Annotated in this window: 22 protein-coding genes, 3 pseudogenes and 1 riboswitch; of the genes and pseudogenes, 10 read left to right on the top strand and 15 right to left on the bottom strand. The window is 45.6% G+C overall.

The annotated features are described in order from the left end of the window. The 6 genes and pseudogenes from AACU28_RS24170 to radC form a co-directional block, all read right to left on the bottom strand. Positions 1-662 (bottom strand): annotated as a pseudogene (locus AACU28_RS24170) (NAD-dependent epimerase/dehydratase family protein); the annotation flags it as partial. A 90-nt stretch (positions 663-752) separates the two neighbouring features. Then, a pseudogene (gene mutM, locus AACU28_RS24165) lies at positions 753-1,565 on the bottom strand (bifunctional DNA-formamidopyrimidine glycosylase/DNA-(apurinic or apyrimidinic site) lyase). Positions 1,566-1,567: 2 nt separating this feature from the next. Then, positions 1,568-2,136 (bottom strand): annotated as a pseudogene (locus tag AACU28_RS24160) (hypothetical protein). A 313-nt stretch (positions 2,137-2,449) separates the two neighbouring features. Next, entirely contained in the window at positions 2,450-2,617 is a 168-nt protein-coding gene (rpmG, locus tag AACU28_RS24155; protein ID WP_002535344.1) for a 50S ribosomal protein L33, read from the bottom strand. Between the two features lie 13 nt (positions 2,618-2,630). Further along, positions 2,631-2,867, bottom strand: coding sequence for a 50S ribosomal protein L28 (rpmB, locus tag AACU28_RS24150; RefSeq protein WP_004728407.1), 237 nt, complete (start codon positions 2,865-2,867; stop codon positions 2,631-2,633). A 292-nt stretch (positions 2,868-3,159) separates the two neighbouring features. After that, positions 3,160-3,834: a RadC family protein gene (gene radC / locus AACU28_RS24145; RefSeq protein ID WP_026012282.1), complete on the bottom strand. Its 675-nt coding sequence runs from the start codon at positions 3,832-3,834 to the stop codon at positions 3,160-3,162. A 223-nt stretch (positions 3,835-4,057) separates the two neighbouring features. On the opposite strand from radC, the gene coaBC reads away from it, so the two are divergent. From coaBC to lpxL, 3 genes are all read left to right on the top strand, one after another. Then, entirely contained in the window at positions 4,058-5,299 is a 1,242-nt protein-coding gene (coaBC, locus tag AACU28_RS24140; RefSeq protein WP_108180977.1) for a bifunctional phosphopantothenoylcysteine decarboxylase/phosphopantothenate--cysteine ligase CoaBC, read from the top strand. A 139-nt stretch (positions 5,300-5,438) separates the two neighbouring features. Further along, positions 5,439-6,029, top strand: coding sequence for a nucleoid occlusion factor SlmA (slmA, locus tag AACU28_RS24135; RefSeq protein WP_016768952.1), 591 nt, complete (start codon positions 5,439-5,441; stop codon positions 6,027-6,029). A gap of 39 nt (positions 6,030-6,068) precedes the next feature. Then, entirely contained in the window at positions 6,069-7,049 is a 981-nt protein-coding gene (lpxL, locus tag AACU28_RS24130; RefSeq protein WP_029405243.1) for an LpxL/LpxP family Kdo(2)-lipid IV(A) lauroyl/palmitoleoyl acyltransferase, read from the top strand. Positions 7,050-7,178: 129 nt separating this feature from the next. Here lpxL and pyrE read toward each other — a convergent pair whose 3' ends face one another. Together pyrE and rph are read right to left on the bottom strand one after the other, a co-directional pair. Next, the gene (gene pyrE / locus AACU28_RS24125; RefSeq protein WP_121603677.1) at positions 7,179-7,820 is read right to left on the bottom strand and encodes an orotate phosphoribosyltransferase; all 642 of its coding nucleotides are present in this window, start codon (positions 7,818-7,820) and stop codon (positions 7,179-7,181) included. Between the two features lie 215 nt (positions 7,821-8,035). Continuing rightward, positions 8,036-8,752 carry a ribonuclease PH gene (gene rph, locus AACU28_RS24120; protein WP_102503118.1) on the bottom strand — a complete coding sequence of 239 codons (717 nt, stop codon included), beginning with the start codon at positions 8,750-8,752 and terminating at the stop codon, positions 8,036-8,038. A gap of 283 nt (positions 8,753-9,035) precedes the next feature. On the opposite strand from rph, the gene AACU28_RS24115 reads away from it, so the two are divergent. After that, on the top strand, positions 9,036-9,902 hold the full coding sequence (locus tag AACU28_RS24115) for a YicC/YloC family endoribonuclease (protein ID WP_004735725.1): 867 nt from the start codon (positions 9,036-9,038) through the stop codon (positions 9,900-9,902). 313 nt (positions 9,903-10,215) lie between these two features. Here the strand turns inward: AACU28_RS24115 and cspE are convergent, their stop codons facing one another. The 4 genes from cspE to AACU28_RS24095 form a co-directional block, all read right to left on the bottom strand. After that, entirely contained in the window at positions 10,216-10,428 is a 213-nt protein-coding gene (gene cspE / locus AACU28_RS24110) for a transcription antiterminator/RNA stability regulator CspE (protein WP_004735656.1), read from the bottom strand. A 470-nt stretch (positions 10,429-10,898) separates the two neighbouring features. Continuing rightward, complete coding sequence (locus tag AACU28_RS24105; protein WP_108151267.1) at positions 10,899-11,531, bottom strand: alternative oxidase; 633 nt, start codon at positions 11,529-11,531, stop codon at positions 10,899-10,901. Positions 11,532-11,743: 212 nt separating this feature from the next. Next, complete coding sequence (locus tag AACU28_RS24100) at positions 11,744-12,169, bottom strand: phosphate-starvation-inducible protein PsiE (protein ID WP_017079068.1); 426 nt, start codon at positions 12,167-12,169, stop codon at positions 11,744-11,746. A 205-nt stretch (positions 12,170-12,374) separates the two neighbouring features. Continuing rightward, positions 12,375-13,745, bottom strand: coding sequence for an NCS2 family permease (locus AACU28_RS24095; protein ID WP_102497575.1), 1,371 nt, complete (start codon positions 13,743-13,745; stop codon positions 12,375-12,377). A gap of 58 nt (positions 13,746-13,803) precedes the next feature. Beyond that, positions 13,804-13,903: riboswitch (purine riboswitch) on the bottom strand. Positions 13,904-14,251: 348 nt separating this feature from the next. Here AACU28_RS24095 and gmk point away from each other — a divergent pair. The 4 genes from gmk (at position 14,252) to recG (ending at position 20,010) form a co-directional block, all read left to right on the top strand. Further along, on the top strand, positions 14,252-14,875 hold the full coding sequence (gene gmk / locus AACU28_RS24090) for a guanylate kinase (protein ID WP_004735650.1): 624 nt from the start codon (positions 14,252-14,254) through the stop codon (positions 14,873-14,875). A 292-nt stretch (positions 14,876-15,167) separates the two neighbouring features. Further along, the gene (rpoZ, locus tag AACU28_RS24085; protein WP_004735648.1) at positions 15,168-15,440 is read left to right on the top strand and encodes a DNA-directed RNA polymerase subunit omega; all 273 of its coding nucleotides are present in this window, start codon (positions 15,168-15,170) and stop codon (positions 15,438-15,440) included. A 45-nt stretch (positions 15,441-15,485) separates the two neighbouring features. Beyond that, positions 15,486-17,612 (top strand): bifunctional GTP diphosphokinase/guanosine-3',5'-bis pyrophosphate 3'-pyrophosphohydrolase, encoded by a 2,127-nt coding sequence (gene spoT, locus AACU28_RS24080; protein WP_004735646.1) that lies wholly within the window; start codon positions 15,486-15,488, stop codon positions 17,610-17,612. 319 nt (positions 17,613-17,931) lie between these two features. Beyond that, on the top strand, positions 17,932-20,010 hold the full coding sequence (gene recG, locus AACU28_RS24075; RefSeq protein WP_121603676.1) for an ATP-dependent DNA helicase RecG: 2,079 nt from the start codon (positions 17,932-17,934) through the stop codon (positions 20,008-20,010). A gap of 274 nt (positions 20,011-20,284) precedes the next feature. Here recG and envZ read toward each other — a convergent pair whose 3' ends face one another. Beyond that, a complete protein-coding gene (gene envZ, locus AACU28_RS24070) occupies positions 20,285-21,580 on the bottom strand; it encodes a two-component system sensor histidine kinase EnvZ (protein WP_017080818.1) in 1,296 nt (431 codons plus the stop codon). Positions 21,581-21,896: 316 nt separating this feature from the next. After that, on the bottom strand, positions 21,897-22,616 hold the full coding sequence (gene ompR / locus AACU28_RS24065; protein ID WP_004735642.1) for an osmolarity response regulator transcription factor OmpR: 720 nt from the start codon (positions 22,614-22,616) through the stop codon (positions 21,897-21,899). 178 nt (positions 22,617-22,794) lie between these two features. On the opposite strand from ompR, the gene greB reads away from it, so the two are divergent. Next, complete coding sequence (greB, locus tag AACU28_RS24060) at positions 22,795-23,277, top strand: transcription elongation factor GreB (RefSeq protein WP_017079316.1); 483 nt, start codon at positions 22,795-22,797, stop codon at positions 23,275-23,277. 690 nt (positions 23,278-23,967) lie between these two features. Next, positions 23,968-26,298, top strand: a complete 2,331-nt coding sequence (locus tag AACU28_RS24055; RefSeq protein ID WP_121603675.1) for a Tex family protein — start codon at positions 23,968-23,970, stop codon at positions 26,296-26,298. A 154-nt stretch (positions 26,299-26,452) separates the two neighbouring features. Here the strand turns inward: AACU28_RS24055 and AACU28_RS24050 are convergent, their stop codons facing one another. After that, entirely contained in the window at positions 26,453-26,926 is a 474-nt protein-coding gene (locus tag AACU28_RS24050; RefSeq protein WP_004735616.1) for a hypothetical protein, read from the bottom strand. Between the last annotated feature and the right edge of the window lie 16 nt (positions 26,927-26,942).

Here is a 26,942-nt window from a genome sequence, read left to right as displayed (position 1 = left end):
ATCGATATAAGTGAAATCACGCATCATGTCGCCATTGTTATAGATGTCGATCTGTTTACCCGCCACAATTAAGTTCGCAAACTTAAACATCGCCATATCAGGGCGGCTCCAAGGTCCGTAAACGGTAAAGAAGCGCAGGCCTGTCGTCGGTACATCATATAAATGAGAGTAGGTATGCGCCATCAATTCATTCGATTTCTTAGTCGCGGCGTATAGTGAAATCGGGTGATCAACACTGTCTGCTGTATGGAATGGCATTTTTTGATTCAAGCCATAAACAGAGCTCGATGAAGCGTAAACTAGGTGTTCAACCTTGTTATGGCGACAGCCTTCAAGAATAGCTAAATGACCAACAAGGTTGCTATCGGCATACGCCATCGGGTTATCAATTGAGTAACGAACGCCAGCTTGTGCCGCTAAATGAATAACACGGTCAAACTTTTGCCAGCAAACAGCGTTGCCATGCCTTCTCTATCAGCAAGATCCAGCTCGATAAAAGTCAGGTTTTCATGTTCAATGCGTTTTAGTCGGTCATGTTTTAAAGAGACTTGGTAGTAATCATTTAAGTTATCAATACCGATAACCTCATGTCCTGCCGCACATAGTCGCTCTGACACTGCGGAGCCGATAAAACCGGCAACGCCAGTTACTAAATATTTCATTCTACTATTCTCAATTCGTATCATTAATGTAATTGTAGCGACTAGCCCGCATATCTACTAGCAGTAAAAAGTTAACGTAAGTTCAGTTTTTTAAACTTGGCACTCTTCACAAAAGAACGTATTCCTCTGCCCTATTTTTAACTCTTGAATTAGAGCTTCACAGTTAGGGCACTTTTCACCGGCTTTCCCATACACTTGTAGCTCTTGAGCAAAATACCCCGGCTTGCCATCCGCTTTGTGCGAAATCTTTGAGTGTAGTACCGCCTTGTTTGATGGCGGTAGCGAGTACTTGTTTGATCTCTTTTGGTTAACAAGGCCCATTCTTCTTTTGTCACTTTGCTTGCTGGCCGCAAAGGATGGATTCGTGAAGAAAACAGCGCTTCATTGGCGTAGATATTTCCCACGCCGACCACCACTTTGTTGTCCATAATGAACTGTTTGACGGCAACTTTACGCTTTTCTGCTTTTTCAGCAATGTAATCTGCGTTGAAGTCGTCAGTTAGTGGCTCAGGACCAGAACCCAGTAATACTGTATGTATTCATCAGGCGCCGACCATAACCACGCACCAAAGCGACGCGGATCGTTGTAACGCAATATCTTGCCATTGGTTAACTTAAGATCCACGTGATCGTGCTTGGCCGCTGGAAAATCGGCATCTAACACGCGCAGTGAGCCAGACATCCCAAGGTGAACAATGGCTGTTCCGGTATCAGTTTCTATCAATAGGTACTTAGCTCGGCGTGGAAAATAGAGCGAATCACCTGCCCTTCTAATCGCTTAAGTTCTTGAGGGATATCCCAACGCAATTTAGGTGTACGAAAAGTCAGAGTTTTAATTTTCTCACCGACTAAATGAGGCGAGATCCCCATTCGGCTTACTTCAACTTCGGGTAATTCAGGCATAGTTAGTCGTCCGATTTAGGTGATTTTTCTGATATAGATAGCTTGTCTGACTTAAATGACTGGTCTGAGCCAAAACTTGGAAACAAGTAGCTCTCTTCAATAGACACCGCCAACCACTGATCATTCCAGTTTTTTAGCAGCCAGAACTGAGGCAGTTGATAATAGGTAATGCGTTGTGGTTCTTCTTGATCTTGATTACCACACCTCGATGGTGTGCGGGGTATTCAGTTGTGGTGAGAGGTCGGTATAGGTTTGAGAATCGACTTCGGTACCCACAAGCTCTTTCCATCGCTGCGACAACTCTTGTGCACTGGTAGTTTGAGGAAGTGTTGTATCTTTAAATTGATAAACCCAGTGATCGTCTTCTAGCACAACTGACCAATTAGCAAAGTGCAAAGCTTGAAGCTCAGCTGCTGGATTTAAAAGAGAAGGATAAGGGCTGCTGACCGTAACTTCAGGTTCGGGCTCGATCAAATAAGCTTTGATCAATGTTGGAAGGTTTAACACCCCAATAAAAGCAATCACACTGAAACATGAGTATGTTGTTCCATCGGCGTCCACGATATCTCATCTGATTCTGCTCATCTAACCTATTGAGTGTTCAGTATATCGTGAAAAAGGCGATACTTTCTATGTTGCGCTATTTTCTATCACATAAGCCCATCGGCAAGTGTAATGTCTGTGCGGTAGGTGCCAAATTGAGCCAATGAAACTTACGTCTATCAAAAAACACTTAGTCTTCTCGAAAAAGCTTAGGCTTATCAAAAAACCTTAGACCTCTCAAAATAATGGGGCTTCCTAAATTTTGGGCATAAAAAAACCCAGCTATAAGCTGGGTTTTTAATTTATTCTTCTATAAAAAGAAGAGACAAAGGGGCTATCAATTACTTGATTTTAGCTTCTTTGTACATAACGTGCTGGCGAACTACTGGATCAAACTTTTTGATCTCAAATTTGCCTGGCATGTTACGCTTGTTCTTGTCAGTTGTGTAGAAGTGACCAGTTCCAGCAGAAGATACTAGACGGATTTTCTCACGAATGCCTTTAGCCATTGCTTAATTCCTCTTAAACGTTTTCGCCACGTGCACGGATATCAACAAGAACAGCATCGATGCCTTTCTTATCAATAATACGCATGCCTTTAGCAGTTAGACGTAGTTTAACAAAACGTTTTTCGCTCTCTACCCAGAAACGGTGAGTTTGTAGGTTCGGCAGAAAACGACGCTTGGTAGCATTGCGTGCGTGTGAACGGTTATTACCCGTTACTGGACGCTTACCAGTTACTTGACATACTCGGGACATGAATGTCTCTCCAAATCGTTTCAGCTCGATATCAACCTTGGTGGCCGAACCTCTCTATCAATTCTGAAAATAGAGGTAAAAACCATAATGGAAAATCCATTCAAGGCTATCAAAGGTCGCGTATTATACTAACTTGACATGCATTGCTCAAGACCCGAACAGATCCTTTTTAAGGATTTCGTGATCTTTTTTTGAACAGGGCAGCTATTTGAGTAATCAGAGCTGATTTAAGGTTCTAAAATGTGGGCGGAATGATAGCAGATTTAACGCAACTAACAACCTAAAATGTGATTCAAATCCATCCGCGTTCTGCAAAAGAGATAACTTCGCCATCTCCAACCACAAAATGGTCGAGAATTCGGATGTCCACCAGCGCCAATGCGTCGGTTAATCTGCGTGTAATTCGCCTATCTGCTTGGCTTGGCTCCGCGACACCAGAAGGATGGTTGTGCGCTAGGATTAATGCTGCTGCATTATGATGAAGTGCCCGTTTCACTACTTCTCTAGGGTAAACTGATGCGGCATCGATGGTTCCTTCAAACATCACTTCATCCTTTATTACTCTATTTTGGTTATCTAGGAACAAGATATAGAAGGCTTCTCGCTGGCGATCGCGCAATATACTCGAAAGATACAACTTGGTATGGCTTGGGCTAGTGAGTGCATCCCCTCGAGATAAAGTCTCTGCCAAATAACGTTGCGTCATCTCTAAAACAGCCTGCAACTGGACATATTTCGCCTGCCCCATCCCTTTATGAGCACAAAACTCAGTCTCGGTTGCAGAAAAAAGTTGGCGCAGTGAACCAAAATCTTTGATCAACTTGTCAGAAAGCTCTAAAACATTCATTCCTTGTGTGCCCGTTCGAAGAAATATCGCTAACAACTCCGCATCACTTAGAGAATCTGGCCCTCGACTCAGTAACTTTTCTCTTGGCATCGACTCAACAGGCATCTTACTTATAGGCATATAAAGGCTATTTAGGGTCATGAATACGATCCGTCAGCTTAATGAGCTTGCAACCAGAGATCCTTTGATAAAGAGAAAAGGAAACGAGTCGCTAGCAAAACCGTGTAATTGATAAGTTTGATAACACCAATTTGATGAGCATCAAGTCTGTTCGAATTCTGCTTCTAGGCACTAATCCTTTGTTCTGATATCGTAAGTCCCAGAGAAATTAAGGAACAGAATCATGCAAACATTGGTTAATCAACTGGATAACGCTGACCTACAAGGCCTAGCTGGGAAAAAAATCCTACTTGGCATTAGTGGTGGTATCGCTGCGTATAAATGTGCCGAACTGACTCGACGCTTAATTGAACGTGGGGCGCAAGTACAAGTCGTGATGACGAATGCAGCCAAGGAGTTCATCACTCCTCTCACCATGCAAGCCGTCTCTGGAAGGCCAGTATCTGATAGTTTGCTTGATCCTGCTGCTGAGGCTTCCATGGGGCACATCGAGCTAGCGAAATGGGCTGACCTGGTATTATTAGCACCGGCAACCGCTGACCTGATTGCGCGCATGACCGCAGGCATGGGTAACGACCTACTGACCACTTTGCTTTTAGCAACCGATGCGCCAGTTGCGGTATCTCCGGCAATGAACCAACAGATGTACAGCCACCCTGCAACTCAAGAGAACATCGCGACGCTAAAACGTCGTGGCTGTGAAATCTGGGGCCCTGCCGCAGGCGAACAAGCGTGTGGTGATGTCGGCATGGGTCGTATGCTAGAACCAATGCAGCTCGTGCACCGTTGTGAAGACTTCTTCCAACCTAAGCCGCTTGCTGGCCGTTCGGTGTTGATTACTGCGGGTCCAACTCGTGAAGCCATCGACCCGGTGCGTTACATTACCAACCATAGCTCAGGCAAGATGGGCTATGCACTGGCTGAAGCGGCCGCTAAACAAGGCGCAACAGTGACTCTAATCAGTGGCCCTGTTTCACTTGCGACGCCAAACAAGGTCAATCGCATTGATATCGACAGCGCACAACAGATGTTTGATGCCGTTACTGCCAACGCAGCTCAACACGATATTTTCATCAGCTGCGCCGCGGTGGCCGATTACCGCCCTGAGACCATTGCAGACCAAAAGCTTAAAAAGGTCGATGGTAAAGACGACATGACCATTCAAATGGTTAAGAACCCAGACATTGTCGCTTCTGTCGCCTCAATGACGGAAGGTCGCCCATTTACTGTTGGCTTCGCTGCAGAAACTCAAGATGTTGAGAAGTACGCGCGCGGCAAACTGGAAAGAAAGAACCTCGATATGATTTGTGCTAATGATGTCTCTGTCGAAGGACAAGGATTCAACAGCAGCAGTAATGAATTGCACCTTTATTGGAAAGACGGTGATAAATCTCTGCCACTGGATAGCAAAGACACACTTGGTTTCCAGATCCTCGATCAGATCCAACAACTTATTGTCGAATAAATATACGATTTCGCTCTGACAATGTGCTGACACCTCTCGATTCTGTTGACCTAGGGCTCACAAAACTAGGAAACAGAATTGAATGGTGTTTATAATCCTGCTTCACTCAATCCTCATCTTTAGGAAAGGAAGTAAATAGATGGCTGGTACTCGAAAATCAAACCGTCGTGAAGAAATCCTACAAGCTCTCGCACAAATGTTGGAATCGACCGAAGGTGCTTCTCGTATCACAACGGTAAAGTTGGCCAAGCAAGTCGGCGTATCTGAAGCTGCGCTCTACCGCCACTTCCCAAGCAAAGCTCGCATGTTTGAAGGCCTAATTGAGTTCATTGAAGAAGCGTTGATGTCTCGAATCAACCGTATTCTCGATGAAGAAAAAGACACTCTTGAGCGTATCCGCCTCGTGATGCAACTAATCTTAGTCTTTTCTGAGCGCAACCCTGGTTTGACTCGTATTTTGTCGGGCCATGCCCTAATGTTTGAGAATGAGCGCCTGCGTGAACGCATCAATCAGCTTTTTGAGCGCATTGAGACTCAACTTCGACAAATCCTGCGTGAAAGGAAGCTTCGTGAAGGGAAATCATTCCCTGTTGATGAGAAGATCTTAGCGGCTCAACTGCTCGGTCAGGTTGAAGGCAGCTTGAATCGATTTGTACGTTCTGACTTCAAATATCAACCGACAGAAAACTTTGATGCTTATTGGGCACTGCTGAGCGCTCAGATTAAGTAGCAATCAAATTAAGTAGCAATCAAATCTTAAGTGATGGTTATGACGACGAAAACTTCTCCGACAAACAGTACGGCACAACACGTTATTACTAAGCCACCTTTTACTCTGGCACTACTCCACCCTAAATACTGGGGAGTGTGGTTCGGTTTTGGGCTATTGGCGCTTATCGTTAATGTTCTCCCTTACCGTATATTATTACTGCTAGGTCGTTCATTGGGCTCTCTTGGGGCTCGCTATGGTAAAAAGCGCGTAGCGGTCGCAACACGTAACTTGGAACTCGCCTTCCCAGATAAGCCTGCTGATGAAGTCGCGGCTATGGTCAGTGAAAACTTTAAAAATACCGGCATGGCACTGATCGAAACCGGTATTACCTGGTTTTGGCCGACGTGGCGTTTCAAAAGAATCCTAGTTGATAAAGACACCCAAACACTGCGCACTCACAAAGCCAACGGTAAAGGTGTTTTGTTGTGCTGTGTACATGCCTTGAATCTAGAGATCACTGCGCGAGCAATGGCCGTTCTTGGTATTTCTGGTTTAGGTGTTTATCGCCCGCATAACAACCCAGCTTACGAGTTCATTCAATACCGTGGTCGTACTCAGAACGGCAACCGTCTTATCCACCGTAAAGACGTGAAGCGTATGATTCGAATCCTGCGTCAGGGTGAGATCCTTTTCTATCTGCCGGATCATGACTATGGCCGTAACAAGTCTGTGTTTGTGCCTTTCTTCGCAGTAGAAGATGCGTGTACCACAACAGGCACCAGTATTCTGGCTTACACTAGCCGATGTGCACTTGTTCCGGGGTCTGGTTTTAGAAATGCCGATGGTAAGTATGAAATCATGGCGGATGAGTCCATCGAAGATGACTATCCACGCAAAGATGAAAAAGCCGCGGCCGCTTATCTAAACCGTTATCTTGAGAAGATTATTTTGCGAGCGCCAGAGCAATGGATGTGGCTGCACAAGCGTTTCAAAACCATGGAAGACCCAGAAATTGAGCGCGGTATTCGTTATAAATAGATAAGAAAGCAGCTCATCTCAATAGAAAAGTAAAAGGCCCGAAAGAGTTATCTCTCTCGGGCCTTTTTGCTTTTTCGATTCTTAACCTAGAGCGCTAAACCATCAGGTTCAACTTCTTCAGTTTACGAATTAGATGCCGTATTGAGCGCGGTACGCTTTTACTGACTCTAGGTGTGCTGCGTCTGTGCCTTTCTCTTCAAGGAAAGTCACCAAGTCTGTCAGGCTAACGATTGAGATAATCGCACAACCGAAGTCACGCTCTACTTCTTGAATCGCAGACAATTCGCCTTTGCCTTTCTCTTGACGGTCGATAGCAACAAGCACACCCGCTAAGTCAGCACCGTTTGCTTGGATGATTTCCATCGACTCACGGATCGCTGTACCAGCAGTGATCACGTCATCCACTAGCATGATGCGACCTTCAAGTTCGCTACCCACTAGGTTGCCACCTTCACCGTGGTTCTTCGCTTCTTTACGGTTGAAGCAGTAAGGCGTGTCCAAATCGTGGTGATCAGCGAGTGCAACCGCTGTTGTCGTTGCAATTGGGATACCTTTGTACGCAGGGCCAAATAGTACGTCGAACTCAATGCCTGAATCTGCCAATGCTGCTGCGTAGAAGCGACCTAAGCGTGCTAGGTCACGACCTGTATTAAACAATCCAGCATTGAAGAAGTAAGGGCTCTTACGGCCAGACTTTAAAGTAAACTCACCAAACTTAAGTACTTCTTTCTCTAGTGCAAATTCAATAAATTCACGTTGATATGCTTTCATGTTTTTCCTCTACGTTTATCCAATAAAACTTAATTAACTTAAACTCTTCTTAGTATCTTCTTAGTAGTCGTGTTTTCCGCTAGGCAACAAGCTTACGAAACCCGTGAGCTTACGAGTAGTAAGTGATTCGGGTGAGTAAGCACAGTTAACAACGCGGAGGGCGCGAATACGAAGAAGATAAAAAAATAGCCCCCAATGTGGGAGCTATCTAGAAACTAGTCGGCCAACGCAGCTTTCTGCGCTTCGACGATATCGATAATGCCCTTATTCGCCAGGGCTAAAAGCTGCATCAGCTCTTCGTGGCTGAACGGTTCGCCTTCTGCGGTGCCTTGAATCTCAATCATCTTACCGTCTTCCGTCATTACAACGTTCATGTCGGTATCAGCTGCTGAGTCTTCAACGTACTCAAGGTCACACAGTGCTTGTGCACCAACGATGCCCACTGAAACTGCCGCTACGTGGCCTTTCATTGGGTTCTTTTTCAGTTTACCGCTTGCAAGTAAGCTGTTGATAGCATCAGCCATTGCAACGCTTGCACCTGAGATAGAAGCAGTACGAGTACCGCCGTCTGCTTGGATAACATCACAATCGACAGTGATCATGATTTCACCCATTACTTTCAGGTCAACAACAGCACGTAGGCTGCGAGCGATCAGACGTTGGATTTCCATCGTACGACCACCTTGCTTGCCGCTCGCCGCTTCACGACGGTTACGAGTGTGCGTTGCACGTGGCAGCATGCCGTATTCAGCCGTTACCCAACCCTTTCCTTGGCCTTTTAACCAACGCGGTACGTTTTCTTCTACCGTCGCATTACATAGAACTTTAGTGTTACCGAACTCAACTAATACAGAACCTTCAGCATAAGCCGTGTAGTTACGAGTAATTTTAATTGGACGAATTTGATCTACAGCGCGGTCATTTGGACGCATTGGTATCTACCTTATTAACAGTCTGAAGTGATTTACTATCGAAAGAGTGCATCACCTAAGAAAGGGGTGAGACAGTTTTGATTGGGGCAAGATTATATAGCAGTTTATCTTTCAAATCTATTTACCATTCAAAGCGACTTACGACTTAAAGCGACTTGCGACTCAAAGATACTTACCGTGAAAGGCTATTTATCGCGGAAAAGCGACAGGCTTCGGGTGCACCCCGTATCGTGATACTATGCGTGCGCGTTATTTTCAGAATGATAAAAGACAGGAAAATTCGATGATTTATAGTATGACCGCGTACGCACGCAAAGAAGTAAAAGGCGATTGGGGTACAGCAGTATGGGAAATCCGTAGTGTAAACCAACGCTACCTTGAAACTTACTTCCGTATGCCTGAACAGTTCCGTGGTTTAGAGCCGATCTTGCGTGAGCGTTTCCGTAAGCGTCTAGCGCGCGGTAAGGTTGAATGTAACCTACGCTTCGAAGCAAACCCAGCAGCGAAAGGCGAGCTAAGCATTAACGAAGGTTTAGCTCAACAAGTAATCAATGCTGCGAACCAAGTAATGACGATGACAGGTGAAGACAGCCGTTTGAACCCATTCCAAGTCATGAACTGGCCTGGCGTGATGGAAACGCCAGAGCAAGACATGGATGCCATCAACAAAGACCTGCTAGAAGCATTCAACGATGCTATCGCAGAGTTCATTGATGCTCGTGCTCGTGAAGGTGAGAACATGAAGGCGCTCATCGTACAGCGCTTAGATGCAATCACTGAAGAAGTAGTGAAAGTTCGTGCACGTATGCCTGAGATCCTAGAGTGGCAACGTGAGCGTCTTCTTACCAAATTTGAAGATGCAAAAATTGAACTGGAAGGTTCTCGTGTTGAGCAAGAGCTTATCCTGCTAGCACAAAAGTCAGACGTAGCAGAAGAGCTAGACCGTTTAGACTCTCACGTGAAAGAAGCAAATGTCGTATTGAAGAAAGGTGGCGCTTGTGGCCGTAAGCTTGACTTCATGATGCAAGAGTTCAACCGTGAGTCAAACACGCTAGCGTCTAAGTCTATCAGCACAGACATCACAGCATCAGGCGTAGAGCTTAAAGTTCTTATCGAACAGATGCGCGAGCAGATCCAGAATATTGAATAACAGTTTGTCAGTAACATGCTGTGAATAGCCGTTAGCTGAATCAGTGTTGATTAGATCAAGATAAGCTCCTAGTTTTAGGGGCTTTTTTTATGGATACAATAATGACAATCAGGATGAGCAAGTTGAGCAGGTTGTTACGCAGGAGATTTGTTTGGAGCAAGAGATAGATACAGCTATAGATAAAACAGAGAAGCGGATGTAACAAAGGATTTTAGAATATTTTGAAGGGGGTATTACAGGTGGAACTAGAGGGGAAAGATTTAAGGGAGAAAGTGGCGCAAGTTGCTATTGCAACTTGCGCCGACTTAAAATCTTATAGAGCTACAACGTTTGCAGCTTGAAGACCTTTTTGGCCTTGCTCTACTTCGAAAGACACTTGTTGGCCTTCTTTAAGAGTCTTGAAACCTTCAGAAGCGATAGCACGGAAGTGAACGAATACGTCAGCGCCGCCGTTGTCTTGAGTTAGGAAACCGAAACCTTTCTCTTCGTTAAACCATTTTACTACGCCGTTTGTTTTGTTAGACATGATGTGTCCCTTATATAAAAATAAAAAATTAATCGCCAAAAGTGCGATGCGCTGAAAGCTTGAATTATTTAATGTATCTATGAAGCCAAGGGAAACACTGAGAATAACAATGAAGCAATACTAAGGGTTTTACTTTACAACTGATGTTTCATTTAATAACTCTGAAAACAGAGCGAGGCCATTCTTGGTGATCTGGGTCGGGTTGTAAAGCTTTATTTGAAAATAATTGATGTTTTTTTGTTCGGTTGGCTTAAATTACAGCCCTACTACGCCATTAAGCTCATTTATAACGCTTTGATCTTAAGAAATTTACTCATAGTACGACTCTCTAAGCACTCCCCCTCAGGTAAGTCCGTATTCCTAGTATGCATAGAAAAGCTCAACCCCATCCCAGGTTTGAACCAGTAATTAAGACGACCTTATTTTCTGGTTGTTGAGCTTTATTTGTCATAATTATGTCTTTTTGATGATTAGCACTGATGATCGGGTAAGTCTTGGGTTTTATAGAGATCGGCAATGTCGTGATTCTTATCTCTATGTTTAGCTTCATCTTCCCTTATGCAGAAAAGCACATCCAAAAACGTAGCATTCTCGGGTAAGTGATAATATTTAATCGCAATTTCAGGAGCGGGATGATTGGGCAACGTGCCATCTTGAATTTTCGAGATATATTCGGAGTAACTATTACAAGCTTCCTCTTCAAAATACCCAACGATCCTATGCGCGGTTTTAGATGAGACTAAGTAGATCACGCCATAGATGAGTAGAAAGATGAACTGTAATAGCATCACTAAAATGCGTTCTATAATGGACGGGTTGGTAACGGTGAGGAAAATCATCAAATGCATCCGTTCATTATCCGCTTCGTCCAGTAGCTCTTTGATCCAACCACCATCGTCTTTCATGCGGCGCAGAGCTTTGAGGTGGTTGAACACTCCCGCCACCATGCCCGGCACCGCCGCTATGGTTTCCAACAACATGGCTCGTTTGGCTAAGTGTTTCCCATAAAACAAGTTAAGTGTCTTTTTGAGAAGTCGAGTAACAAGAAGTGCAACCTTTTCGGAGAATATTTCAGGTTTATAATGAGTGCTTTCAAAATGCATAGCGTGTTCCTTATATGAGTCTAATACTTACTAATCAACATTCATGCCAAGACACAAAGCCTTATACAGCAAGGAAAAAATAACAATTAGAGTCATATTGACAAAGGAAATAACACAATAAAATAGACATCTTTATGTCTTTTAGACTCACAAGGGACAATAAAAAACCCAGCAACATGGCTGGGCTCTTATTAGCTTATAACCTGATTGATTTACTCATCCGGCTGCTTGGTTCTTAGATCGACATATGGCCAGTAATGATGCCCAACACGAATCAAGAGTGTTGCTGCGGCCAAGATAAATGCCGCTAAAGATAACCAAACGATCAATACCGCATCGAGTTCTTTCATGCCCAAAGTGATGTAACGAGCAATTGCCATCATCGCAATGTAGATTGGGTATCGCACAGGGATCTTACCGTTCATCACAAACTGCTGAACCATCGCCAACACTTCTAAATAGATAAACATCAGCAGAATGTCGGTCAATTGCACTCGGCGTTCAGCGAAGACATGCATGAACTCTTCGACCATCGCAAACAAGGTCGCCAGTGTGATCGCCACCAGCAATACCGCTTCCATAATGTGGAATACTTTTAAAAACGGCTTACTAAAAGATTTAGGTAAGTTAGAAGGCATAGTCACTCTTCAAAAAATAATTAATCCAGTCTCTACAATAGCATGCATCAATATAAGTCGCGTACTGTCAAAGCATCGATAACCAACAGTAAGAACAACACTAACAAACAACAGATACAAAAATGGCCCCACATTCACTGCAGAGCCATCTATTTATCTTTTACTTAACGACTGCTACTTAACAAACGTTATTTCGCCATTAGGCTTATAGCAGTATTAGGTAAGTTAAGAACACCACACACAGGCCGTAGATAAGCGGGTGTACTTCTTTGCGCTTACCTGCCACAACCATCGTGAATGCGTAGCTGATGAAGCCCATCGCCATACCGTTTGCTGGAGAGAAGCTTAGAACGGTGAACATGATGGTGAAGAAGGCTGCAATGCGTGACTCTTTCTTTTCCCAGTTTATCTGACCAAGGCGACCCACCATGTAGATGCCTACCACAACCATCGCAGGCGCGACCATTGCCGCTGAGAAGATAGAGAAGATTGGGTATAGAAATAGAGACACTAGGAATAGGCCAGCCACCATGACTGCCGCTAAACCTGTTTTCGCACCTTGAGAAGAAGCAATACCCGATTCAGAGAACGCAGTAATCGATGTGGTACCAAGAATCGAACCAATCACCGTACCGCCCGCATCTGCCACTAGCGCCGATTTTGCGTTTGGCACCTTGCCGTCTTTGTCGATGATACCTGCATCGCGGCCCACACCCACAATCGTGCTCAAGCCATCAAAGAAATCGACAATCAGGAAGATAAGTACGATGAACAACAAATCGAACATTTTCTCAGGCGTAAAAGCTGAGAAATCAAAGATAGCGCCAAAGCTGCCCGCCATACTTGGTGGCATAGAAAAAAATTGGTCTGGGATTGGTGCGTTTGATGTACCTAAAAACACATCAGCCAAAATCGTCAATGCAATCGCTGAAACAAACGAGATAAACGTTGCCAGCTTAATGTCACGAACCATACAGCCCAGAGCGATGAAGATACTCACATAAGCGATAACCACTTGTGGGTCTGAGATGTCACCTAAGCCAACCAGTACAAACGGGTTAGAAACAATGATGCCTGCATTCTTAAGGCCTAAGAAAGCAATGAATAAGCCGAGAGATACGGTAATCGCTAGCTTCAAATCTTCAGGAATTGATTCAATCATCGACTTACGGATATTGGTCAACGAGAAAGCGAGATAAAGGATACCGGATAGGAAGATACCAAATAGCGCTTCATTCCAAAGTACCGCCACAGAACCGCTTAACAGTAGACCTTTGAAGAATCCGTTCATACTCATGCCCGGAGCTAGCATGACTGGGTAGTTACCCCAAATACCCATGATAAGCGTTGCGATAGCAGCAGAAAGAGCGGTAGCCGTAAATACAGCCCCTTTGTCCATCCCCGGGATGCCCCCCAGAATTGCTGGGTTAACCGCCAAGATATAACTCATCGCTAGGAAGGTAATAAAACCTGCGTATAGCTCAGTGCTGATCGTGGTCTTTCTCTCTGAGAGTTTGAACAGGGTATCAAGCGAGCCAGACGTTTTCTGGGCTTTCAGGGTGGAGTCGGTATTCACAACAAAACCTATGTAATAAATTAAGAAATTTGAGATTCAAATGCTGTGAGAATAGAGGGGTCTCTACACTAAAAACTGTAGTCACCAAGGTAGGCTCGGTAGTAGAAACATCTAGTCCATATCACTAGATATATACAGCATTTAATCGTTTGCGCGGATTGTAAGGATTGAGATTAAAACTTCAACAAATTTTGTCCAGATCACATAAAAAAGTGAAGATGACGAGCCATTGCAGTTATACAAAGATCCTTGAAAAGATCATTCGCTGATAAATAACGATCAAGCCAGTTGTTCTCAATCATCTAAATATGCTACTCTTCGCCTCCATTTTTCTGACCTAATTTTCACCAGTTGTCTCTATTGGTTTCACTCGTTATCTCTTTATAGATGTAACCACCGGAACAATTAGTAGATGCACCACCGGAACAAAAATTAGGGTCAGTGCTATCTTTTATAGTGTCGGTTTATCGCCTTCACTCAATCCAACCAACAGTGGAAATATACAGATGGGCATAGGTACTCTTTACATCGTATCTGCACCTAGTGGCGCAGGTAAATCGAGCTTGATCTCAGCAATGCTGGAAACCAATCCAACCTACGCAATGAAGGTATCTGTTTCACACACCACTCGCGGTATGCGCCCTGGTGAAGAGAATGGTGTTCACTACCACTTCGTAGAGAAACATCACTTTGAAGACCTGATTAAGAAAGGTGAGTTCCTAGAGTACGCTGAAGTGTTCGGCAACTACTACGGCACTTCACGTGTTTGGATTGAAGAAAACCTAAACCGCGGTATCGATGTATTCCTAGATATCGACTGGCAAGGTGCTCGTCAGATCCGTGAACAAATGCCTCAAGCGAAGAGTGTCTTCATTCTTCCACCATCAAATGGTGAGCTAGAGCGTCGTTTGAATGTTCGCGGTCAAGATAGCGACGAAGTTATTGCGAAACGCATGAGCGAAGCAAAATCAGAGATTTCTCACTATGCAGAATACGATTATGTGATCGTGAATGATGACTTTGATGCAGCCTTAATGGACTTCAGAGCAATCATTCGTGCGGAACGTTTGAAAGAAGATAAGCAAGCAGCTAAATACAGCGGCATGCTTACAGCACTACTAGCGGAATAATCTCTGATACCAATCGTAGTAAACAACTGGTCATTCTAGCTTGCTAAAAAGCCTGATAACGTCGTTATAATTTTTGATTGTAGGGTCACTACTTATCGAAACTCTTTGTCGATTAGAGCTGCCTTGTTCTCAAGCCTTTTTCCGGCGCTTTTTATGATCACTTATTTACTGTGATGGGTATAACTGGATTTTCCATTGAGATAAGTATACGGTGAGCTAGAAAGTCTCTAGTTAAACTTGTATACTTTCTCGTCATATAAAATTTATTAGTTAATTACTATTTGGAGTCCTCATGGCACGCGTAACTGTTCAAGACGCTGTTGAAAAAGTTGGCAACCGTTTCGACCTAGTTCTTATTTCGGCTCGCCGCGCACGTCAAATGCAAACTGGCGGCAAAGATTCACTAGTGCCTGAAGAAAACGATAAGCCGACGGTTATCGCTCTTCGCGAAATCGAAGAAGGTCTTATCACTAAAGACGTACTAGATGCTCGTGAGCGTCAAGAGCAACAAGAGCAAGAAGCGGCTGAACTTGCAGCAGTAAGCAGCATCGCTCACACTCGCTGATAGAATCAACGTCATTCGAACTAATTAACCTTCCGGGCCTTTAATTTGTATCTATTCGATAGCCTCAAAGACGTTGCCCAAGAATACCTAACAGAGCCTCAAATTGAGGCTCTGCGTCAATCTTATGTGGTAGCGAGAAATGCCCATGAAGGGCAAACCCGTTCAACGGGTGAACCATACATAATCCACCCTGTTGCTGTTTCAAGAATCCTGGCAGAAATGCGTCTGGATATCGAAACTCTGCAAGCCGCACTACTCCACGATGTAATTGAAGATACTGAAGTTACAAAAGAGGAGCTAGAAGCTCAATTCGGCAATACCGTTGCTGAACTGGTTGATGGTGTATCTAAGCTGGATAAGCTTAAATTTCGTGATCGCAAAGAAGCGCAAGCAGAGAACTTCCGTAAGATGGTTCTCGCCATGGTGCAAGACATCCGCGTTATCTTGATCAAATTAGCTGACCGTACTCACAACATGCGTACGCTTGGGGCACTTCGTCCTGACAAAAAGCGTCGTATTGCTCGTGAAACTTTAGAGATCTATTCTCCGCTAGCTCACCGTCTTGGTATTCATAACATCAAGACCGAACTAGAAGAGTTGGGCTTCGAAGCCCTCTACCCTAACCGTTATCGCGTACTCAGAAATGTAGTGAAAGCTGCGCGTGGTAACCGTAAGGAAATGATCCAACGTATCCATAGCGAAATTGAAGGCCGTCTTGAAGAAGTCGGTTTGTCTGCTCGCGTCGTAGGTCGTGAAAAGAACTTGTTCTCAATCTATAACAAGATGAAAACCAAAGAACAGCGCTTTCACACCATTATGGACATCTACGCTTTCCGCGTAGTGGTTGATACCCCAGACACTTGTTATCGCGCACTTGGCCAGGCTCACAGCTTGTACAAGCCACGTCCGGGCCGCATGAAAGATTACATTGCGGTACCAAAAGCCAACGGCTACCAATCTCTTCATACGTCAATGATCGGCCCTCACGGGGTACCTGTAGAGGTTCAGATCCGTACCGAAGATATGGAGCAAATGGCCGATAAAGGCGTCGCGGCGCACTGGTCTTACAAAGGCAGTGGCTCACGCAGTAGCAACGGGACAACCGCACAGGTTAAAGCACAGCGTTGGATGCAGAGCTTACTTGAGCTGCAACAAAGCGCAGGTAACTCATTCGAATTCATTGAAAACGTTAAATCTGATCTGTTCCCAGATGAGATCTTCGTGTTCACGCCGAAAGGTCGCATCGTCGAACTTCCTGCGGGTGCAACAGCGGTCGATTTTGCTTACGCGGTGCATACCGATGTGGGCAACATGTGTGTAGGGGCTCGTGTCGACATGAACCCTTACCCACTCAGCAAATCGCTGAAGAACGGTCAAACCATTGAGATCATCAGTGCTCCGGGCGCACGTCCAAATGCAGCATGGCTCAACTACGTGGTGACCTCACGCGCTCGTACTAAGATCCGTCAGGTTCTGAAGACAATGCGCCGTGAAGAGTCGATTACCCTAGGTCGTCGTCTACTGAATCACGCACTTGGTGAACACTCTATTGCCGATATCGGCCAAGAGAACCTCGAGCATGTATTGTCTGACTTACGCCTAGAAAGCGTTGAAGACTTGCTAGCATCGATTGGTCTTGGCGAGCTGATGAGTATCGTCATTGCTCGTCGCCTACTGGGTGATGCTGACGAACTGACTGAAGTGAAAAACAACAGCGATGCGCCTAGGAAGAAACTAGCTATCCGCGGAGCTGAAGGTCTACTACTGACTTTTGCAAATTGTTGTCACCCGATCCCAGGCGATCACATCATTGCTCATGTATCTCCAGGTCGTGGCCTTGTGGTTCACCGCGAAACGTGTCCAAACGTTCGTGGCTACCAAAAAGAACCAGACAAATACATGGCGGTAGAATGGTCTGACGATTACGATCAAGAGTTCACAGCTGAACTTCAGATCGACATCCAGAACCACCAAGGTGCACTGGCAGAGTTAACGAACGTTATCTCGAAAACGGGCTCAAACATTCACGGTATTTCAACCGAAGAACGTGATGGACGCCTGTACACAGTGACTATCTTGCTGACGACCAAAGATCGTGTTCATCTTGCAAGTATTATGAAAAAGCTACGTGTGATGCCACACGCGCTGAAAGTAAAACGTCGTAAGAACTGATCTAAAAGCAAATAAATAAAGCAGATGAGAGATACGAGTCTCGAGATGCGAAGAGCAAAAGCTTTTCACCACCTCAACTCTTCGTATTTCGAGTCTGCTTTAATTTTTTGTACTGTCCTGTTTTCTATATACCCCGTTTACTCGTACCTCGTCTCTGCCCTTGATCCTTCGTATCTCGTTTACCCGTACCCCGCATCTGCTCTTATTACCTTCGCATATCGTTCACTCTCATCCCTCATCTGCTTCTAAGCTTTACCCTGTACAAAAATCCAGTAAAATGCTTGAATAGATTATCTCTCTTACGTTTATGAGCCTTGTTATGTCACAGCTTTTATCTGCTATCCCTCTCAACTCTTTATCTGGAGTCGGCGCTAAAGTCGCAGAGAAACTAGAGAAGGTTGGGCTTAACAATGTACAAGACCTGCTATTTCACCTGCCTTTGCGCTATGAAGATCGAACGCGTATCTATCCAATCGTAAAACTGCATGCTGGTTTATGGGCAGCAGTGCAAGGCAAGGTAATGCACGTCGATACCATTTTCGGCAAACGTAAGATGCTCGCAGTAAAGATCAGTGATGGTAATGGCACTATTACCCTACGTTTTTTCAACTTCACTGCAGGCATGAAGAATAACTTTGCCGAAGGCAAACAAGTGCATGCTTATGGTGAGATCAAGCGCGGTAATATGGGGCTTGAGATCGTCCACCCTGACTACAAATTCTTTGCGCCGAGGCAACAGCCAGACGTTGAAGCCAATCTGACTCCGGTGTACCCAACCACCGAAGGGCTAAGACAAGTCACGCTGCGTAATCTTACCGATCAAGCTTTAGAGTTAATCGACAAGGCCGCAGTTAACGAGCTTCTCCCATCCGGTTTATACGACCACCAAATAACACTCGCGCAAGCACTGCATACCATTCACAGGCCTCCTCCAGGCATTGACCTAGAGCTGTTTGATGAAGGTAAACACCCTGCGCAGCTGCGCCTGATTATGGAAGAGCTACTGGCGCAAAACCTATCGATGCTGTCTGTTCGTAGTAAAGGGCAGCAAGACAAAGCGATGCCTTTCCCTCCGGTAAACATCCTCAAAGATAAGTTGTTAGCTCAACTTCCGTTTTCACCAACCAATGCTCAAGTAAGGGTGACTAAAGAGATCGAAGCCGACCTTGAAAAGCCACACCCTATGATGCGTTTAGTACAGGGTGATGTAGGTTCAGGTAAAACCTTAGTCGCCGCACTGGCAGCCGTTCGCGCACTCGAACATGGTCAGCAAGTAGCACTTATGGCACCAACTGAACTACTCGCAGAACAGCACGCGATTAACTTTGCTAACTGGTTTGAGGCGATGGGCATTCAAGTCGGCTGGCTAGCGGGCAAACTCAAAGGCAAAGCTCGTGAAACGGAACTAACACGTATTGCCAGCGGCGAAGCGCAAATGGTGGTCGGTACTCATGCGCTATTCCAAGAGCATGTCGAGTTCAAAAACCTTGGTTTAGTGATCATTGATGAGCAACACCGATTTGGCGTTCACCAGCGATTAGAACTGCGTGAGAAAGGCGCAAAGCAAGGCTACTACCCCCATCAGTTGGTCATGACCGCCACCCCAATCCCACGAACATTAGCAATGACGGCCTATGCCGACCTCGAAACTTCTATTATTGATGAACTGCCACCGGGACGAACACCAATTCAAACCGTAGCGATTCCTGATACCAAGCGCGATGACATTGTTGAACGTGTGAAAAATGCGTGTCTCAATGAAGGCAAACAAGCCTACTGGGTGTGTACGCTGATTGATGAATCGGAAGTGCTGGAAGCTCAAGCTGCAGCTGATACGGCAGAAGAGCTGCAACGCAAACTGCCTGACGTAAAAATTGGTTTAGTCCATGGCCGTATGAAACCCGCCGAGAAACAAGCGGTGATGCGAGAGTTCAAAGAGAACAAGCTGCATCTATTGGTTGCGACAACCGTGATTGAAGTGGGTGTGGATGTTCCGAATTCGAGCTTAATGATCATCGAGAACCCAGAACGTCTTGGCCTAGCGCAACTCCACCAACTGCGTGGCCGTGTCGGCCGAGGTTCGGTCGCTAGTCATTGTGTATTGTTGTATCACTCACCGCTGTCTAAAACCGCTCAGAAACGCCTAGGAGTGCTACGTGAAAGTAACGATGGCTTTGTGATTGCACAGCGCGACTTAGAAATCCGTGGCCCCGGTGAATTGCTCGGTACCAAACAAACTGGCTTGGCTGATTTCAAGATCGCCGATCTAATTCGTGACCAACGTTTGATACCTGAAGTGCAGCGTATTGCGCGTCATATTCACGATAGCTACCCAGACAACGCCAAGGCGATCATCAACCGCTGGCTAGGCGAGCGCGATGTTTACTCTAAGGCGTAGTTAACATTAAGGCATAGTTAACACTGAGACCGCATTCAAACGTAAAAAGGCTTCCTCAAGGAAGCCTTTTTAGTGTGCGTTACTTTCATCAAACAAGAGCGAGATTCCCTATTCGCTCGTTCCTCACGATAGGGAATGACGGTCAAAGTAAACTTTCATCATCAAAGTCCATGGTTAGCAATTCGTCATCCCCGAGAGGGAAGAATGACCGAGTCGGGGATCTCTTAACACCTTTCCGAACCGACCCCGTCGCCATAATACAAACTGATGATATTTAAGGCTTCACAGGGAAACTGATCTGCGCTTTTAAGCCACCTTCACTGCGGTTATTAACCACTACCGCACCTTGGTGTTGGCTGACAATACGTTTCACAATCGCCAAGCCTAAACCGGTACCTTCACTGCCACGAGCGGTATCACCACGCGTGAACGGTTCAAACAACTTGCCGACTTGGTCTTGCGGGATCCCAGGGCCATTATCTTCAACGGTCACCCAAGCCAGTTTATTATCGGCCGTCATGCCAGTCGATACCTTAACCCAACCATTGCCATAGCGCAGCGCATTCACCACCAAGTTACTCACGGCACGCTTCATCGCGATCGGGTTACCTAGCGCAGGCTTCATCGATTCTGGAATATCGGTTTCAATTTGTACCTCGTAGCCACCTTCTGAGCTAGAAACTTCTCGGGCAATATCATCGACAAATACCTCTTGGAATGAATCTCGATCAACGGGCTTTAGGTAATCCATAAACTGGCTGATGATCTCATTACACTCTTCGGTATCACTGATGATCCCTTCCGCTAAATAGCTGTCTTCTGGCGACATCATCTCGGTCGCTAAGCGAATACGCGTTAACGGAGTACGTAAATCATGACTGATACCTGCCATCAACAAAGCGCGGTCTTCTTCGAGTTCTTGGATACCTTTCGACATCTGATTAAAGGCTCGAGTTACCGAGCGGATCTCTTGCGCACCTTGTACTGGCAATGGTGGTGGAATATCACCACGCCCCACACCTTGGGCGGCTTTCTCTAGCGCTATCAAAGGCCGGTTTTGCAAGCGAATGAACAGCCAGCCACCCGCGACAATCAACATCGCCATGATCAGGCTGTTACGGAACAGAGGCGCAAAGTCTTCTTCTTGCAGCTCAGACAGAGGAATACGAATCAAGGAGTTAGGCAGCTGCGCGATGTCCATCCACAACACGTAGCTCTCTTTGCCTAGAATCAGCCGTACTTCGGTTTCAGAGCCTAACTCTTTGGTCATCTCCTCACTCATCAGATCGATTGCTACTGCATGGTAATACTCACCCGCAGCTTCGCTGTCCTTGGCGTGAACCGTCACTCCGAGTTGCTCAAGCACACGTTGACGCAGTGGCGCATCAATCTCGATATCACTGCCTTGATCCAATACGAGGTTTAGCTCGTGAGCCAGAATCTTATTAAACTGCTGCAAACTCGGCATCAATGCATAGTTAAACACCGCGTAATAAGAAAAGATTTGGCTAGCAACCAACAAGGTTAAAAAGAGCACTATCGACTGAGTAAAGGAGCTACGTATGCGCATAGAAGACCTAAAGTGAGGGATGATAAAGGGATATAGTGGGAACTATAGCTGTAATACCAATCACAGTAAGTAAATGATCATAAATAGCACCGGAAAAAGGCTTGAGAACAAGGCAGCAATTTTTGATAAGTAGTTATTCTACAATCAAAATTTCTAACGAAGTTATCGAGCGTTTTAACAAGCTAGGATGAGCAGTTATTTACTACTATTGGTATCTCTCATTGTGCTGAATACAAAACGGGCCATCACATATTAATGAGATGACCCGTAAGATTCACAGAATCGGTAAAGCAGCTATAGAGCTTATAAAGCTGGATTACACAGCTTTGCCATCTGGAACGAATACATAACCCAAGCCCCACACCGTTTGGATGTATCGAGGTTTACTTGGATCTTCTTCAACTAGACGACGCAGACGTGAAATCTGAACATCAATAGAACGTTCCATCGCTGAATACTCACGGCCACGTGCCATGTTCATCAGCTTATCGCGAGACATTGGCTCACGAGCGTTAGTGACCAGTGACTTAAGTACCGCAAATTCACCCGAGGTCAGAGGCATTGGCTCTTCACCACGGAACATTTCACGTGTACCTAAGTTCAAGCGGAACTCACCAAAGGCAACCACAGATTCTTCTGTGCTCGGCGCTCCCGGAGCTTCAATCACTTGGCGGCGCATTACCGCTTTGATACGAGCAAGCAGTTCACGCGGGTTAAATGGTTTTGGCAGGTAATCATCAGCACCTACTTCCAAGCCCACAATGCGATCCACTTCATCACCCTTTGCCGTCAACATAAGGATAGGCAGCGAGTTGTTTGCGTTTCGTAGACGACGACAGATCGATAGACCATCTTCGCCCGGCAACATTAAATCCAATACCATCAAGTGAAAATTTTCACGGGTTAACAGGCGGTCCATCTGCTCACTGTTTGCCACGCTACGCACTTGAAAGCCTTGCTCTGACAGATAGCGTTCTAGTAATGCACGTAGACGAGCATCGTCATCGACCACTAAAATTTTGTAGTTTTCTTGCATGTAATGGTTCCACCTATTAAAGCTCAAACCTAAGGTTAAGCATTCTTGGTAAATTGTATATTGGTATAAGACATTAAAAATGTAACATTATTGGAGAAAAAGTCGCCTAAATAATTGTTAACGTATGTTGCCTTTCTATATATTCTATCTTAGAACATCATTTCATTAAGTCAGATTTATGAAAACCAAACTGATCACCCGAGAAGGTTATAACAAGCTCAAAGCAGAACATGACCACTTATGGCACGAGAAGCGTCCAGAAATCACTAAGATAGTCACTTGGGCAGCAAGCCTTGGAGATCGTTCAGAAAACGCAGACTACACGTTCAACAAGCGTTTGCTTCGTCAGATTGATCGCCGAGTGCGTTTCCTACGCAAGTTCCTACCTGATGTCACGATCGTGGACTACTCACCGCAACAAGAAGGTAAAGTATTTTTCGGTGCTTGGGTCGAGATTGAGAATGATGATGGGGAAATGAAGAAGTTTCGTATTGTCGGCCCTGAAGAGATCTACGGTGATGCGAAAGGTTATATCTCTATCGACTCGCCAATGGCTAGAGCTCTGCTGAAGAAGGAAGTGGATGATGAGTTTACGGTAACCACACCGGAGGGCGATAAAGAGTGGTTCATTAACTCGATTCGCTACGCAGACGACGCATAAAGCTTATGGCTTATGGCTTATGGCTTATGGCTTAGCGTGATTAACCGGCCATCATAGGTCGAGCAGACAAACCCAAACTCCAGATAAAAGAAAACCCCGCTAGGCTTGCGCCTGGCGGGGTTAAGTCTCTATCGCAGCAATCCGGCTACTGTTTATCTCTTCGAGATAAGGTGCTCCCTGCATCTGTCCTTGATAGTGGCTAAATCCTTTAACCAATTTCCTTTTTGTTCATCGCCATCCTAGCGGTGTCCATTCTAGCCTGTCATCCTGACTGGCGAATCTCATCCAGAGATTATTACTTCCTTGCTGACCACTCATCCTAAGTAATCAAATCTTCATCCTGAAGATACCTAGTCCATTAGGCTTTTTCCTGTTCCTGCCAACTCCCTGTCGACAAGTTAAATATTACGGTATTTAGGCGAGTTTCCTAGATAGTCCCAAAAAACATTTCGAGAGAGAAATACGCCCCAAAACATCACACCATTAAAAATCAACAACTTACAGTCAAATCAAGACATATTGACAGGTTTAAGGCGACTTAGGCTTACATCACGTGTGAGAGATCTCGCACAAAGCGGATATCACAAACGGAAATTCGACTTCTGACACGATAATTACATAGCCAAAGCTAGAAAAAGCGTACGCTCACCCCCATGTATTTGTCATGATATTAAATAAGAGATTCATCGGATGAGCCAAGCTATCTGTCGACTGATTGCTGAAGAACTGAATGTTCGTTCAGAGCAAGTCACCGCCGCAGTCAACCTAATTGACGACGGTAACACCGTTCCCTTTATTGCCCGCTACCGTAAAGAAGTCACGGGTGGCTTAGACGATACCCAACTGCGTAACCTTGATAGTCGCCTTTCATACCTTCGCGAACTTGACGATCGCCGCCAAACGATTCTTAAGTCGATTCAAGACCAAGGCAAGCTCACGCCAGAATTAGAGCGTGATATCACTCAAGCCGACAGCAAGACGCGCCTAGAAGATTTATATCTGCCATACAAACCAAAGCGCCGCACCAAAGGTCAAATCGCGATTGAAGCAGGCTTAGAGCCACTTGCCGATACACTTTGGAATGAACCACAACACGATCCTGAAACCGAAGCCGCTAACTTCATCAGCAGCGATAAAGGCATTGCTGATACCAAAGCGGCACTGGATGGTGCACGAGCGATCATCATGGAGCGCATTGCTGAAGACGCAAACCTACTTGAAAAGATTCGCCAACATCTAACACGCAACTCTGAGCTCGTTTCACGTGTCGTGGCAGGCAAAGAGCAAGCCGGCGAGAAATTCAAAGATTACTTCGAACACAACGAAACACTCAATAAAGTACCTTCACACCGTGCGCTTGCGATGTTGCGAGGCCGAAATGAAGGCTTCCTAACGCTTGCAATGAATGCTGACCCTGAGCAAGAAGAAGGTGTACGTGGTTCTTACTGCGAGAACATCATCTCTGATCACTACGGTATTACCCTGAGCAGCGCACCTGCAGATGCATGGCGTAAGCAAGTGATTAGCTGGGCGTGGCGTATCAAGGTTTCTATGCACATGGAAACTGAGCTAATGGGCGCGATGAAAGAACGCGGTGAAATCGAAGCGATTGAAGTGTTCGCAACCAACCTTAAAGACTTGTTGATGGCGGCGCCTGCTGGCCCTCGAGCAACCTTAGGCTTGGACCCAGGTTTACGTACCGGTTCAAAAATCGCCGTTGTAGATTCAACCGGTAAGGTTCTGGCAACAGAGACCATTTACCCTCACCCACCACAGAAGCAATACGACAAATCTGCACACGTGGTTGAGCAGATGGTTCGCCAATACAATGTTGATTTGATTGCGATTGGTAACGGTACGGCTTCACGCGAAACAGACAGCTTTGTTGCTGATGTGATTAAACGCGGCAACCTAACAGCACAAAAGATTATTGTCAGCGAAGCGGGCGCATCGGTTTATTCCGCGTCTGAGTTAGCGGCGAAAGAATTCCCGAACATGGATGTATCGATTCGTGGTGCGGTGTCTATTGCTCGTCGTCTGCAAGATCCACTGGCAGAGCTAGTGAAGATTGACCCTAAATCGATCGGTGTGGGCCAATACCAACACGACGTGAGCCAAACTATGCTCGCTAAGCGCCTAGATGCGATTGTCGAAGACTGTGTAAACGCGGTTGGTGTTGATGTGAATACGGCCTCTGCCGCACTGTTAACTCGTGTTGCTGGCCTTTCTAACACCATCGCCCAGAACATCGTGGACTTCCGTGATGAAAACGGTCGCTTCGAAGCGCGTACAACACTCAAAAAAGTCGCTCGTTTAGGGCCAAAAGCGTTTGAACAGTGTGCGGGTTTCCTAAGAATCATGGATGGTAAGAATCCACTAGACGCATCTTCGGTTCACCCAGAAGCTTACCCATTGGTGAAAGCCATCGCCGAGAAAAACCAGAAAGACATCAAGTCTCTGGTGGGTAATACAGACTTCTTACGTGGTTTACATGCGGTTGATTACACCAATGAGAACTTCGGTGTACCTACGGTAACCGACATCATCAAAGAGCTGGATAAACCGGGTCGAGATCCTCGTCCTGAATTCAAGACAGCAACCTTCGCCGATGGCGTAAATAGCATGTCTGACTTAGAACCCGGCATGATCTTAGAAGGTGTGGTTTCAAACGTAGCTAACTTTGGCGCCTTCGTTGACATTGGCGTTCACCAAGACGGTTTAGTGCATATATCAGCGCTAACCGATCGTTTTGTGTCTGATCCTCATGAAGTCGTGAAAACGGGGGAAATCGTCAAAGTGAAGGTGATGGAAGTGGATGTTCAACGTAAACGTATTGCACTAAGCATGCGTATGAAAGATGAACCCGGCCAAGACAACCGCACCCAACGTTCAAGTGCACCTCGCACGCAAAATCGCCCGAATCAAAATTCTCAAGGTGGACAACGCCGCCGTGAGGAGCCGCAACAAAACGCGGCGATGGGTGGTGCTTTTGCCGCTGCCTTTGCTAAAGCGAAGAAATAATAGGTCAATGAAACGACTGCGTGTCGTGAAATAAATAGCCTGTAAAAACAGAAAACCTGCATCCCTTAGGGTATGCAGGATTTTTTATTATGTGTTCAAAAAAGACATCGAAGCTTAGCTGTATTCTGCGTGTTCTAAACACAACACGATCATGCTACAAAACAACCAGCATTCCTGATGGAGCATGAGGCGCAACAGCATGACCATAATGATATTTTATGACCTTCCGTCGCTTCTCCATCTGTCCCTCTTGAATCGCCGCATCTAAAACATGCTTTGGCAGGCGGAAACGCATGGTATAGCCCTTTCCTTGATCAGCACTGTATGTTCTCAGTGCCAATAAGCTGAACAACCTATCAAAAGGATCTTGTGGCTCTTCTTGGCTAATCGAATTGGCCTCTGACTCGTTCTCCATTTCATAACCTGGATGGTCTGAAGGATCCCAAGCCGACTGCTGCCTTCGCTTATCGTCCGGTTTTACCTTGCGCTCTGCATTGGTTTTCGCCAATGCTACGGCGGGAGCGACAGGTTCTCGAACTCTATTATCACGCGCAACTTGCTCTGTTTGCACATTAACGGATGGGGCGATCAGTGGCACACTCACTGCAGTTGCAGGTGACACAATCATCGCGAACTCCTCAAGA

Origin of the sequence: Vibrio sp. SBT000027 (genome assembly GCF_963894355.1) — a bacterium.
Lineage (GTDB): Bacteria > Pseudomonadota > Gammaproteobacteria > Enterobacterales > Vibrionaceae > Vibrio > Vibrio splendidus.
Note: the sequence above shows the minus strand (reverse complement) of the source record. Positions and strands in the feature narration are given on the sequence as shown.

What these genes read in the sequence shown, in the direction of transcription:
- AACU28_RS24100 (WP_017079068.1), bottom strand. Translation starts at nt 12,169, where the DNA reads ATGCCTTCTAACTTACCTAAATCTTTTAGTAAGCCGTTTTTAAAAGTA.
- lpxL (WP_029405243.1), top strand. Translation starts at nt 6,069, where the DNA reads ATGACGACGAAAACTTCTCCGACAAACAGTACGGCACAACACGTTATT.
- greB (WP_017079316.1), top strand. Translation starts at nt 22,795, where the DNA reads ATGAAAACCAAACTGATCACCCGAGAAGGTTATAACAAGCTCAAAGCA.
- cspE (WP_004735656.1), bottom strand. Translation starts at nt 10,428, where the DNA reads ATGTCTAACAAAACAAACGGCGTAGTAAAATGGTTTAACGAAGAGAAA.
- AACU28_RS24115 (WP_004735725.1), top strand. Translation starts at nt 9,036, where the DNA reads ATGATTTATAGTATGACCGCGTACGCACGCAAAGAAGTAAAAGGCGAT.
- AACU28_RS24050 (WP_004735616.1), bottom strand. Translation starts at nt 26,926, where the DNA reads ATGATTGTGTCACCTGCAACTGCAGTGAGTGTGCCACTGATCGCCCCA.
- gmk (WP_004735650.1), top strand. Translation starts at nt 14,252, where the DNA reads ATGGGCATAGGTACTCTTTACATCGTATCTGCACCTAGTGGCGCAGGT.
- coaBC (WP_108180977.1), top strand. Translation starts at nt 4,058, where the DNA reads ATGCAAACATTGGTTAATCAACTGGATAACGCTGACCTACAAGGCCTA.
- pyrE (WP_121603677.1), bottom strand. Translation starts at nt 7,820, where the DNA reads ATGAAAGCATATCAACGTGAATTTATTGAATTTGCACTAGAGAAAGAA.
- AACU28_RS24105 (WP_108151267.1), bottom strand. Translation starts at nt 11,531, where the DNA reads ATGCATTTTGAAAGCACTCATTATAAACCTGAAATATTCTCCGAAAAG.
- recG (WP_121603676.1), top strand. Translation starts at nt 17,932, where the DNA reads ATGTCACAGCTTTTATCTGCTATCCCTCTCAACTCTTTATCTGGAGTC.
- radC (WP_026012282.1), bottom strand. Translation starts at nt 3,834, where the DNA reads ATGCCTATAAGTAAGATGCCTGTTGAGTCGATGCCAAGAGAAAAGTTA.
- rpoZ (WP_004735648.1), top strand. Translation starts at nt 15,168, where the DNA reads ATGGCACGCGTAACTGTTCAAGACGCTGTTGAAAAAGTTGGCAACCGT.
- rph (WP_102503118.1), bottom strand. Translation starts at nt 8,752, where the DNA reads ATGCGTCCAAATGACCGCGCTGTAGATCAAATTCGTCCAATTAAAATT.
- envZ (WP_017080818.1), bottom strand. Translation starts at nt 21,580, where the DNA reads ATGCGCATACGTAGCTCCTTTACTCAGTCGATAGTGCTCTTTTTAACC.
- rpmG (WP_002535344.1), bottom strand. Translation starts at nt 2,617, where the DNA reads ATGGCTAAAGGCATTCGTGAGAAAATCCGTCTAGTATCTTCTGCTGGA.
- slmA (WP_016768952.1), top strand. Translation starts at nt 5,439, where the DNA reads ATGGCTGGTACTCGAAAATCAAACCGTCGTGAAGAAATCCTACAAGCT.
- ompR (WP_004735642.1), bottom strand. Translation starts at nt 22,616, where the DNA reads ATGCAAGAAAACTACAAAATTTTAGTGGTCGATGACGATGCTCGTCTA.
- AACU28_RS24055 (WP_121603675.1), top strand. Translation starts at nt 23,968, where the DNA reads ATGAGCCAAGCTATCTGTCGACTGATTGCTGAAGAACTGAATGTTCGT.
- rpmB (WP_004728407.1), bottom strand. Translation starts at nt 2,867, where the DNA reads ATGTCCCGAGTATGTCAAGTAACTGGTAAGCGTCCAGTAACGGGTAAT.